General features: G+C 34.7%; 11 protein-coding genes. 4 read left to right on the top strand and 7 right to left on the bottom strand.

Features of this window, described 5'->3' with window-relative positions; all coding sequences use genetic code 11:
• Nucleotides 1–15 precede the first annotated feature (15 nt).
• From porV to ACT3CE_RS01745, 3 genes are all read left to right on the top strand, one after another.
• Nucleotides 16–1188, top strand: coding sequence for a type IX secretion system outer membrane channel protein PorV (gene porV, locus ACT3CE_RS01735; protein ID WP_444708043.1), 1173 nt, complete (start codon nucleotides 16–18; stop codon nucleotides 1186–1188).
• Entirely contained in the window at nucleotides 1188–1664 is a 477-nt protein-coding gene (gene ispF / locus ACT3CE_RS01740) for a 2-C-methyl-D-erythritol 2,4-cyclodiphosphate synthase (protein ID WP_444708044.1), read from the top strand. The genes porV and ispF overlap by 1 nt, the downstream gene beginning before the upstream one ends.
• Nucleotides 1665–1896: 232 nt before the next feature.
• Entirely contained in the window at nucleotides 1897–2265 is a 369-nt protein-coding gene (locus ACT3CE_RS01745) for a CoA-binding protein (RefSeq protein WP_444708045.1), read from the top strand.
• A gap of 48 nt (nucleotides 2266–2313) precedes the next feature.
• Here the strand turns inward: ACT3CE_RS01745 and ACT3CE_RS01750 are convergent, their stop codons facing one another.
• From ACT3CE_RS01750 to ACT3CE_RS01775, 6 genes are all read right to left on the bottom strand, one after another.
• Nucleotides 2314–2643: a thioredoxin family protein gene (locus tag ACT3CE_RS01750; RefSeq protein ID WP_444708046.1), complete on the bottom strand. Its 330-nt coding sequence runs from the start codon at nucleotides 2641–2643 to the stop codon at nucleotides 2314–2316.
• 84 nt (nucleotides 2644–2727) lie between these two features.
• Nucleotides 2728–4740, bottom strand: coding sequence for a urocanate hydratase (locus ACT3CE_RS01755; protein WP_444708047.1), 2013 nt, complete (start codon nucleotides 4738–4740; stop codon nucleotides 2728–2730).
• A gap of 493 nt (nucleotides 4741–5233) precedes the next feature.
• Nucleotides 5234–6070 carry a zinc ribbon domain-containing protein gene (locus ACT3CE_RS01760; protein WP_444708048.1) on the bottom strand — a complete coding sequence of 279 codons (837 nt, stop codon included), beginning with the start codon at nucleotides 6068–6070 and terminating at the stop codon, nucleotides 5234–5236.
• A 4-nt stretch (nucleotides 6071–6074) separates the two neighbouring features.
• On the bottom strand, nucleotides 6075–7169 hold the full coding sequence (locus ACT3CE_RS01765) for a Nif3-like dinuclear metal center hexameric protein (protein WP_444708049.1): 1095 nt from the start codon (nucleotides 7167–7169) through the stop codon (nucleotides 6075–6077).
• 20 nt (nucleotides 7170–7189) lie between these two features.
• A complete protein-coding gene (locus ACT3CE_RS01770) occupies nucleotides 7190–7525 on the bottom strand; it encodes a MerR family transcriptional regulator (protein ID WP_444708050.1) in 336 nt (111 codons plus the stop codon).
• A 149-nt stretch (nucleotides 7526–7674) separates the two neighbouring features.
• Nucleotides 7675–8643, bottom strand: a complete 969-nt coding sequence (locus tag ACT3CE_RS01775; RefSeq protein ID WP_444708051.1) for a peptidoglycan DD-metalloendopeptidase family protein — start codon at nucleotides 8641–8643, stop codon at nucleotides 7675–7677.
• 130 nt (nucleotides 8644–8773) lie between these two features.
• On the opposite strand from ACT3CE_RS01775, the gene alaS reads away from it, so the two are divergent.
• On the top strand, nucleotides 8774–11407 hold the full coding sequence (gene alaS, locus ACT3CE_RS01780; protein WP_444708052.1) for an alanine--tRNA ligase: 2634 nt from the start codon (nucleotides 8774–8776) through the stop codon (nucleotides 11405–11407).
• 65 nt (nucleotides 11408–11472) lie between these two features.
• Here the strand turns inward: alaS and ccsA are convergent, their stop codons facing one another.
• Complete coding sequence (ccsA, locus tag ACT3CE_RS01785) at nucleotides 11473–12282, bottom strand: cytochrome c biogenesis protein CcsA (RefSeq protein ID WP_444708053.1); 810 nt, start codon at nucleotides 12280–12282, stop codon at nucleotides 11473–11475.
• Nucleotides 12283–12290 lie beyond the last annotated feature (8 nt).

A 12290-nucleotide genomic window follows, 5' to 3' on the forward strand; every position in this document is an offset into this window, starting at 1 on the left:
TTATATACAAATCTTATGAATTATAAACTAACGCTAATCACAAGCCTGCTAAGCCTTTTGTTTCTAGTAAACACAAGCACTCTTTCAGCTCAGACTTCAACATCTGGAGCAAATTACATTTCAACAGCCGTTTCGTTTTTAACTATTACTCCCGACTCGAGAGCCGGAGCAATGGGTGATGCTGGTGTTGCTACATCTCCCGACGTAAATTCTATGCATTGGAATCCTGCCAAATTCGCAATGATAGATGGAAACTATGGTGTCTCGGCATCATATACTCCCTGGTTAAGAGATTTAGTTGACGATATGAGTATTGCTTACCTTACCGGATATTACCGCATAGACAAAAATCAGGTAATTGGAACTTCTCTTCGCTATTTTTCGCTGGGAGAAATTGCATTTATGGAAAGAGCTACAGATATTCCAATTGCAAAAAATCCTAACGAATGGGCCTTTGATGTTTCTTATTCAAGAAAATTATCAGATCAATTATCTGGAGGTATTGCCTTTCGCTACATTAGATCGGATTTAACCCAATCGCAATATGTTGCAGGTATCGAAACTCAGGCTGGGAATGCTTTTGCTGCTGATATTTCTGTTTACTACCAAAACGAGTTTAAAAGAAATCGGAGAGATATGGTATGGTCTTGGGGTGTTAACATCTCTAATATAGGATCTAAAATAAGCTATACTAATGATGATGAAAAAGAATTCATACCAACTAATTTACGATTAGGATCGGCACTAAAAATGGAACTTGACAATTACAATAGTATTACTTTTGCTGTAGATATGAATAAGTTGTTAGTACCTACCCCTGCAAATGGTAGCCTTGAAGATGAAGATGGAACTGTTCTTGTTGGAGCAAATAGCTCCGACGAATCGGTTGTAAGCGGTATTTTTAGTTCCTTTTCCGATGCTCCTGATGGAATGAGTGAAGAATTTAAGGAAATTGCATGGTCGCTAGGTATCGAATATTGGTATCAGGATCAGTTTGCTCTACGTACAGGTTATTATTACGAACATGAAGAAAAAGGAAATCGTAAATATTTTACCGCTGGTTTAGGTGTAAAATTAAACATGTTCGATTTAGATTTTTCTTACCTGATTCCAACAACTCAAAATAATCCTTTAAAAAATACATTGAGATTTAGTTTAACAGCTAATCTTGATAAAATCATTAAATAATGAAAATTAGAGTTGGATTTGGATACGATGTTCATCAACTAGCCGAAGGAGAAGAGTTTTGGCTTGGTGGAATTAAAATAGAACATAAAAAAGGTTGTATTGCTCACTCCGATGGAGATGTATTAATACATGCCATTTGCGATGCCTTACTTGGTGCTGCTAATATGAGGGATATCGGTTATCATTTTCCTGATAACTCGGAAGATTTTAAAGGAATTGACAGTAAAATATTATTAAAAAAGACAATATCAATAATTGCAGAAAAGGGTTATAAAGTTGGCAATATAGATTCTACAATTGCTTTACAAAAACCAAAAATAAAACCATTAATACCGCATATGCAGGAAACTCTTGCCAATGTAATGAACATTGATATTGATGATATCGCTATTAAAGCTACCACTACCGAGAAACTAGGTTTTGTTGGCACTGAAGATGGAATTTCAGCTTACGCTACGGTTCTTATTGAAAAATAGTATTCAGATAAAATTTAGAGAAAGCCTTTTGAACCAATGTTTGAAAGGCTTTTTTATTTTCGAAATAACTATCATTAAGCAATTTTATTATCTTTGTTGTATATAGATATATAAATAATTAATACCGATTAGTATTTAAAGTTACTCTCTAATTTAAATCTATTTATTTATTGAGTTTTAAATATCTATCGGCATTATACGGTGTGCAATTCAACACCTAAAATCGTATAAGATGCAAAATACAGGAAAAACACTTGTTATTGGTGCAAGTACAAAGGAGGATCGCTACTCAAACCAATGTGTAAAATTACTTCGAGAACACAATATAGAGACTATTGCTTTAGGAAACAAAGCGGGTATTATTGAAGATGTAGAAGTTCAAACAGGAAGACCTGCAGAAGCTAATGTGCAAACTGTTGCCATCTATCTTTCTGCAAAAAATCTTGAATCGTACGAAGAATATATCATTAACTTAAAACCAGAAAGAGTTTTATTTCCTCCAGGGACGGAAAATCCTGCTTTTTACGAAAAAGCAAAATCTTGCGGTATAGCAACCGAAGAAGCTTGTCCTTTGGTTATGCTTAAAACAGGAGTATATTAAAAAATATAAAACTACAAAAATGCCGGATATCAAGATGTCCGGCATTTTTTATTCATCGAACAGCATGTTATAATATCTTTCCAAAGAACTTTCCACCTCATCTACACCAATCGCTCTGCTTCTTCTTAACACCTCCTGTCCGTTCATAAACACCAGCAAGGATGGATTGGTATATAAACCAGATTGAGCGGCTAATTCGGGCTGATTCGCAGTATCTACATGATAGGCAATTAGCTTAGGAAACTGCTTAATGAACATTTCTTCAATTTTTGGCCTTAATATCTGACAAACACCACAATTTGGTGCCGAAAAATAAATAAAAAATGATTCCTGTTTATCTTTAAGATCCTGAAATAGATCTAAAGTAAGTTTTTTCATGCTATTACTATTTACACCTACAATTCTAAGAAAAAAAGGAGACCTAAAAAGCCTCCTTTTTAAGCATTCTATATTTTTCAAGAACTAGAAAGCTCCATCAATTAATTTATCATCTGCAAAATTAGGAATGGTAACTTTTAAATCCGGGTTTAATGCCATTGCACGCTTAATTGCAAAAACAGCACCTTCGTTTCGTGCCCAGCTTCTGCGCGAAATACCATTGTTCACATCCCAGTAGAGCATCGATCTAAGTCTTCTATCAGTATCAGCAGAACCATCCAGTAACATACCAAATCCTCCATTGATTACTTCACCCCAACCTACTCCACCACCATTGTGAATAGAAACCCAGGTTGCACCTCGAAATGAATCTCCAATTACATTCTGAATAGCCATATCTGCTGTAAAACTCGAGCCATCGTAAATATTAGACGTTTCGCGGAATGGTGAATCTGTTCCTGATACATCATGATGATCGCGACCTAAGACAACCGGACCAATCTTACCAGCAGCAATGGCTTTATTAAATGCATCAGCAATCTTAATACGACCTTCGGCATCGGCATAAAGAATTCTGGCTTCGGAACCAACCACTAATTTATTTTCCTGTGCTCCTTTAATCCAACGAATATTATCGGCCATTTGCTGCTGAATTTCTTCGGGTGAATTTTTACGAATTTCTTCTAAAACTTCAGTCGCAATTCTATCTGTTTCGGCCAAATCTTCGGACTTACCACTGGTACAAACCCAACGGAATGGTCCAAATCCATAATCGAAACACATTGGTCCCATAATATCCTGAACGTAAGAATTATATTTAAACTTACCATCTTCTTTCATAATATCAGCACCTGCACGACTCGATTCCAGTAGGAAAGCATTTCCATAATCGAAAAAATAAGTTCCAAATTTATCAACACACTTATTAATTGCAGCAACATGACGACGTAATGACTCCTGAACTTTCTCTTTAAATAATTTAGGATTATTAGACATCATCTCCTTGGCAACTTCAAAATCAACATCAGCAGGATAATAACCACCAGCCCATGGGTTGTGTAATGAAGTTTGGTCAGATCCAAGATCAACTTTAATATCTTCTTCTGCAAAACGCTCCCAAACATCAACAATATTCCCCTGATATCCGATTGATACAACTTCCTTAGCTGCTTTCGCCTTTCGAACTCTGCTGATTAATTCATCAAGATTATCAATTTTCTCATCCACCCAAGCTTGAGAATATCGAGTATCTATTGCTTTAGGATTTATTTCGGCTGTAATACTTATACATCCGGCAATATTAGCTGCCTTAGGTTGTGCTCCCGACATCCCACCTAAACCAGCAGTAATAAATAATTTTCCTTCTAAACCTTCTCCGTTTTCACTGATTTTTCTACCAGCATTTAAAACCGTAATTGTTGTTCCGTGTACAATTCCCTGAGGTCCGATATACATATACGATCCCGCAGTCATCTGACCATACTGAGAAACGCCCATAGCATTCATTTTTTCCCAATCATCAGGTTTACTGTAATTAGGAATTACCATACCATTAGTTACAACAACACGTGGAGCATCTTTATGCGAAGGATACAATCCCATTGGATGACCCGAATACATAACCAAAGTTTGCTCATCAGTCATTTCAGCCAAATATTTCATGCACAAACGATACTGAGCCCAGTTTTGAAAAACCGCACCATTTCCTCCATAGGTAATTAACTCGTGTGGATGTTGAGCCACAGCATAATCCAAATTATTCTGAATCATCAGCATAATTGCCTTAGCCTGGTCACATTTACCTGGATACTCATGAATAGCGCGTGCTTTCATTTCATAGCCAGGACGTAAACGATACATATAAATTCTACCGTAAGTTTCCAGTTCATTAACAAATTCGGGAATTAACTCGGCGTGATCTTTAGAATCGAAATAACGTAATGCATTTCTCAATGCAAGCTTTTTCTCCTCGGCATTTAAAATTTCCTTGCGCTTGGGAGCATGATTTATTTCTGTGTCATACTTCTGTGGAGCTGGCAATTGCTCAGGAATTCCTTCCAGAATCATTTGCTGAAATTCACTTGTTATTGTTGTCATGATAGTATTATGTGTTTAAATATTTGTGAATTAAAAATACGATTTTAAACAAAAAAACGAATTAATTAATTGCTTTTAAACCGCTATTATTAATAGTTTGGAGTATTAGTAATACCATAAAATTAGCTGATACATCAAATTTGTTTTCAGGAATACTGAAAAAGTAACAAATTTATTACTTGTACTCTGCAACTATTCTAATGGTAATTTATCTACTAATATGCTGCTTACTCTAAATTTTGGAATAATAAGAAAAGCTAAGTAAAGGCATCACTTAACCGTAGATGTTAAATTTACATCCGTAAAGAATTCATGGGTATCTTTTTCTTAATTCTTTCTTGAATCTCATTTCAAACTAAGGGCTTGAATTTGTGTGCGCAATATAGGAAATATTTTTAAAATCGAAACTTAGAAATTTGCACATTTTTGGTCTGCATACAAAAAGAGGCCATCTCGAATGAGACAGCCTCTTATAATATATTTTGAAATCGTACTATTCTTTTTTACGAGTTCTTCTTTTTGGCTTAGCAGCGGCAGCAGCTTTATCTGCTTCCTCAAGGCTATGATCGTAATCGACAATATATTTGTCAACCAAAATACGTCCGCAATACTCACAAACGATAATTTTTTTACGAGAACGAATATCCATCTGACGCTGAGGTGGAATTTTATTAAAACAACCTCCACAGGCATCACGCTCAACAGTTACTACAGCTAATCCGTTTCTTGCATTAGAACGAATTCTTGAATATGCAGTAAGCAATCTCTCTTCAATTTTACCCTGGAATGATTCAGACTTAGCAATCAACTTATCCTCTTCTTTTTGAGTTTCAGATACAATCTCATCTAATTCTCCTTTTTTAGATTCCAAGTCTACTTTCTTATCTTCAAAAATTCCTTGTGAATTTTCAATCAAAGCTTTTTTGTTATTCATCTCCGCAGTAAACTCCTTGATACGTTTTTCGCACAATTCGATTTCAAGGTTTTGGAATTCGATTTCTTTAGAAATAGAGTCGAACTCACGGTTATTACGAACATTCATTTGTTGAGCTTCGTACTTCTTAATAAGTAAACCTGCTTCTTTTATCTCTTGCTTTTTCTTAGCAATCGTTTCAACAAGCTCTTTTACCTCGTTATTTAGATTCGCGATTCTAGTATCAAGTCCAGCAATCTCATCTTCCAAGTCCTGTACTTCTAACGGAAGCTCTCCTCTAAGCGTTCTAATTTGGTCTACCTCAGAATCAACAGACTGCATTTCATACAGTGTGCGCAATTTTTCTTCAACTGAAATATCCTTAAAATCTGAAGCTTTTGGATCTTTTGTTGTCATATGTTTACAAATAATTTATTGGATTCGAATTTATCTCAGAAATATGAACCGCAAAGTTAGGGAATTTTTTTGTAACTATCTCATAAAAAATATCCCGAGTAAATTGTTCACTTTCATAATGTCCGATATCAGCAATTATTATCTTTCCTTCGGCATCGAAAAACTCGTGATATTTAAAGTCTCCAGTAATAAATATGTCTGCTTTAGCAGATAATGCTTTTTGCAATAAAAAGCTTCCACTACCACCACAAACTGCAACTTTTTTTAATTCTTTTTTAATAATTTTAGTATGTCTTACGCAGCCAGAACGAAAGATTTTCTTAATTCGCTTTAAAAAGTCGACCGAATTTTCTGAAATTTCCAAATCCCCAATCATTCCAAAACCTGCTTCGAAATTACTATTTTCTATTGGGTAAATATCGTAAGCAACTTCTTCGTAAGGATGACTATCTAAAAGAGCTCCGATTACTTTCCCCTTAAGATGCTTTGGAAATATGGTTTCAATACGGTGTTCATTTTCAAAATGTATCTTTCCTTTTTCACCAACAAAAGGATTTGTATTTTCCCCAGCTTTAAAACTACCTGTTCCTTCGGCACTAAAACTGCAAGAGTCGTAATTTCCAATGCTACCTGCTCCTGCGCTAAACAAAGCTTCTTTTACTTTATCGGCATGTTCAGCAGGAACAAAGCTTACCAGTTTCTTTAAATCATCTTTAACAGGAGAAAGAATTTTCTTGTTTTTTAGTCCAATTAAATCACAAATTCTTTCACTTACACCTCCTCTTACCGAATCAATATTAGTATGAGCGGCATAAATTGCAATATCATTTTTAATAGCCAACATAAGTGTTCTTTCCACATAGTTATTGCCATTAAATCTTTTTAATCCCTTAAAAACAATCGGATGGTGGGCAATAATCAGGTTAACACCTTTGCTTATGGCCTCTTCAACTACAGTTTCAATAACATCTAGGCAAATTAACACTCCACTTACCTCCTTATTGTAATCGCCCACAATTAATCCGGAATTATCATACGATTCCTGATAAGACACGGGAGCTAACTGCTCTATAGATGATACAATCTCTTTTATTCTCAATTTCGATAAAATTTATATGATTATAGTGCTTCTTTTATTTCCAGCAAAAGATCTTTAATTTCCTGTAAACGAGTTACCACAGTAAAATTATTCTCAGTATCTCCCTTATTCTCTTTCAACTTCAGCTTAGCACCCTTTAAAGTCATTCCTCTTTCTTTCACCAGATGAAAAATTAGGTGAAAATTTTCAATATCTACCTGTGTAAAAAAGCGATTTCCTTTTTTATTTTTTTTAGGTTTAATAATATCAAATTCTTTTTCCCAAAAACGAATCAAAGAAGTATTTACATCAAACATAGTTGCAACTTCTCCAATGGAATAATAAAGTTTCTCTATTTTTTGTTCTTTATAAGGCACCCGAATTGATTTTATTGATTCTTAATCCCTTCGTAAAGGGATAATATAAATATATTGGAATTAAATATTAACTAAAGTAATAAATAAAATGGCACAGAATATGATTTTCTGCGCCATTTTTTATGTTCTCTTATTTTTTACGGGTAAAACTAATCCATTGTTTGACCGGTATTTTCTGCATAAGCTACCATACTATCGTACTCATCAGAAGTTATATCATTAAAATAGTAATTTATCGGATTTAATGTTTTTCGATTTTTTCTTACTTCATAGTGCAGGTGAGGTCCGGTTGAAATACCAGTATTACCAAGTTCACCAATAATTTCACCTCTTTTTACTTTTTGTCCTTTTTTAACTCTGTAACTACTTAGGTGAGCATATAAAGTAGTATATCCATAACCATGATCAATAACAATTTTTTTTCCATAGCCTCTTTCTTTTCTTGCTTGTTTTACAACTCCATCGCCGGTTGCATAAATAGGAGTACCAATTTTTCCGGTAAAATCCATCCCATCATGAAACTTCTTTGTTTTATAAATTGGGTGAATTCTCCAACCATAACCAGCCGATATACGTCCAAAATCTTTAATTGCCAAAGGCATTATTGCTGGAATAGCCGATAACATTTTAAACTTATTCTTAACCATTATTTCTACATCGTCGTAGGATTTACTTTGAACATATAATGATTTTGCTACCTGATCAAGTTTTTTTGCCGTAGAAATTACCAAGTCTGAATTTTCCATATCCTCGAGTTGCTTGTAGCGATTCACCCCTCCAACACCCGCTTTTCGAATATTAGAATGAATAGGTTCAGCCTCGAATATTACACGATAAAGATTATCATCACGTTGTTCCAAATCTGTAAGTACAGTATGAATTTGTTCTAACTCCGCATTTAAACGCTCGTATTGAGTAATAAGCTTTTGATTCTCGCGTTGCAAAGATCGTTCTTTTGGAGATCCAAAAAAATAAAACAAAACCACAACCATAGCAATAGCCAATACTGAACTGGAAGCCATGTGTTTAAGGGCATTAATAAAACGAGTCTTTATATTAACTTCTACCTTCTCGTAGCTAATAGACTCAGGATTAAACTGATACTTCGTCTTCGCCATGCAATGTTTTTAAGTTAATTTTATAGAAAAAGGCTAATTTTTTGCTCATTTAAGTCAACAAAATTAAGGAATTAATCTAACTTTGCAAGCTAAGTATCCAAATCTCATCTGTTTAAAACATAATAGACTCATGAATTCAAGCGAAATCAGACAAGCATTTCTGGATTTTTTTAATTCAAAGCAACATAAAATAGTATCATCGGCACCGATGGTTATTAAAGATGATCCTACATTAATGTTTACCAATGCAGGAATGAATCAGTTCAAGGACATTTTTCTTGGAAATTCTCCAATTAAATATAGTCGAATTACCAACTCTCAGAAATGCCTGCGTGTTTCGGGTAAACATAACGATTTAGAAGAGGTAGGTCATGATACCTATCACCACACCATGTTCGAAATGTTAGGGAACTGGTCTTTTGGCGATTACTTTAAGAAAGATGCCATTAATTGGGCCTGGGAACTTTTAACCGAAGTATATAAACTTCCTGTTGACAGATTGTATGCCTCTGTTTTTGAAGGCTGTAAAGATGACAATTTAGATCGTGATAATGAAGCTGCCGGTTATTGGTTAAAACATCTTCCCGAAGATCACATTATCAATGGAAATAAAAAAGATAATTTTTGGGAAATGGGAGAAACAGGGCCTTGTGGACCATGTTCTGAAATCCATATTGACTTAAGAAGCGATGAAGAAAGAAAAATTACTGCCGGTAAAGATCTAATTAATATGGATCATCCTCAGGTAATTGAGATTTGGAATCTTGTGTTTATGCAATTTAACCGCAAAGCAGATAGTTCATTAGAAGAGCTTCCTCATCAGCATGTAGATACAGGAATGGGCTTTGAGCGATTGTGCATGGCTATGCAGGGAAAAACATCGAACTACGATACTGATGTTTTTCAGCCAATTATACAGGAAATTGCTAAAATGGGAGGCAAAACTTATGGCGAAAATGAGGAAATTGATATTGCCCTTCGTGTTATCTCCGACCATATTAGAACAATTGCATTTGCAATTACCGACGGACAATTACCTTCGAATAACAAAGCAGGATATGTAATTAGAAGAATTCTTCGCAGAGCTGTTCGTTACGGATATACTTTCTTAGGATTTAGAGATCCATTTATGTACCGATTAATTCCGGTAATGATTGAAGTAATGGGACAACATTTTCCTGAGCTTATTAAACAACAAAACTTAATTGAAAAAGTTGTTAAGGAAGAAGAAAACTCTTTCTTAAGAACTTTGGAAAATGGTATTCGTTTGCTTGATCAGATTATTGAAAAAACAAAAGCAGACAATTATAAGGTGATTCCGGGTAAACTGGCTTTTGAACTTTACGATACTTATGGTTTTCCTTTAGATTTAACCGAATTGATTTTAAAGGAACAAGATTTGGTCGTAAACCGTAAAGAGTTTAATACCGAAATGGAAGCTCAAAAAAGTCGTTCCCGTTCTGCAACATCTATAGATACAGGCGACTGGGTTGAAATATTAAAAGACGATGTAGAAGAATTTGTTGGATACGATTACACTACAACCGATGTTAGAATTACCCGATACAGAAAAATAACAAGTAAAGGAAAAGACTTGTTTCAATTGGTATTCAACATCACTCCTTTTTATGGAGAAAGTGGTGGACAAGTTGGAGATACCGGTTTTTTGGAAGCAAATGGAGAAAAAATCTCTATTATAGATACCAAAAAAGAGAATGGATTAATTGTTCACATTACAAAAGAGTTGCCTAAAGATCCAACAGCAAATTTTAAAGCCGTTGTTAGTTTCAGCAAAAGAACTTTAACTGCAAATAATCACACGGCTACTCACTTAATGCATCATGCACTTCGCGAAATTTTAGGCGAACATGTTGAGCAAAAAGGTTCATTGGTTAATCCTGATCATTTGCGTTTTGACTTTTCTCACTTTCAGAAAGTTAGCGAAGAGGAAATTGCAAAAATAGAATCCATCGTAAATAAAAAGATAAGAGAGAATATTGCCATTGAAATAAAAAACAACATACCAATGGCCGAGGCGGTTAATATGGGCGCAATGGCATTGTTTGGTGAAAAATATGGCGATCTGGTTCGTGTAATCAAATTTAACGATTCTGTTGAGTTATGTGGTGGTACTCACGTAAAAGCAACCGGACAAATTGGCTTGTTTAAAATCATTTCGGAAGGAGCAATTTCGGCTGGTGTTAGGCGAATTGAAGCTATTACAGCTGATAAAGCTGAACAATATATTAACGATAAGCTAAATACTTTACGCGAGATTGAAAGAATTTTTAAAACAAATAAAAATCTGATTAAGAATATCTCCGATTTAATTTCTGAAAATTCTGATATTAAAAAAGATTTAGAGGTTTTCAGAAAAGATCAGCTAAAAATTGCCAAGAATAGTTTGAAAGGAAACATCTCGGTAATTAAAGATGTGAATTTTATTACAGAAGCACTCGACGTTCAAAATGCCTCTGATTTAAAAGATATAGCTTTTCAGTTGAAAGGTGAAGTTGAGAATTTAGTATTTATTTCGGGAGCAGATTTAGGTGGTAAAGCAAATCTTACCATTATGATTTCTGATAATCTGGTAAAAGAATACGATTTAAATGCTGGAGCAATTGTTCGGGAAGCTGCCAAAGAGATAAAAGGTGGAGGCGGTGGTCAGGCTTTCTTTGCATCGGCCGGAGGTAAAGATCCGAAAGGACTGGAGCAGGCAATTGATAAAGCCAAAAAAATGATACTTCATAAGATAGAAGAATAACATTTTAGCTACTAACATAAAAAACGCCGTTTCGAACTGAAACGGCGTTTTTCATATCCTTTTATTTATGGCTGCTGATTATAAGTATGAACACTAAATTGTGCCGATGGTAGATAATTTACTCCGAACCAGCATATCAATAGTATCACGAAAGCAAATGCCAATATCCATAAAGAAGAAATGTATTTAGATGGCATCTGGTACCTTCTGTGTATGTAAACTAAGTAACCCATCCATGTAATAAAGGCCCAGGTTTCTTTCGGATCCCAGGTCCAATAATGTCCCCAGGCCTCTTTCGCCCACAAAGCGCCAAAAAGTAGTCCGAGCGTTAAAAATGCAAAACCCAAATAAACTAAATTATCGGCTACAAACATTAAATTCTTATCGAACTTGTCTTTTTTAAGTTGATATAATCCGTAAATAGCAACCAAAGTTGATGCCGCCAAAAACGCATAAGAAATAATATAAACTACCACATGAGGAACAAACCATGGACTTTGCAGCGCAGGCATTAATGTCTTAGAAAAATTATCAGGACTTAGATAATTCACAAACAAAAATAAGAGCGACATTAATAAGCAATAATACAACATCCATAAGTATCGCCAACGATAATAGGTTATTAATCCAATAATGGATATAAATAAAGAATACCACAATCGGGTTTCGCCAAGGGTTCTCATTGGTGGACGCTCTAAAACTGTCCACAAAAAACCAATAAAAAACGCAATGCTTACTATCCCAACTACAACCAATATATTTCTTAATAATTCCTTTTTAGGAAGTAAAGCTGCCGTTAACCAACTTACCGAGCTAAGTGCTGCAGCTAGCAAAAAATAATTCCAAATCATCATACTCAATTTATAGTTACCCATTAACAGTT

The sequence above is a fragment of the Marinifilum sp. RC60d5 genome, assembly GCF_052400665.1.
Lineage (GTDB): Bacteria > Bacteroidota > Bacteroidia > Bacteroidales > Marinifilaceae > JBQTGK01.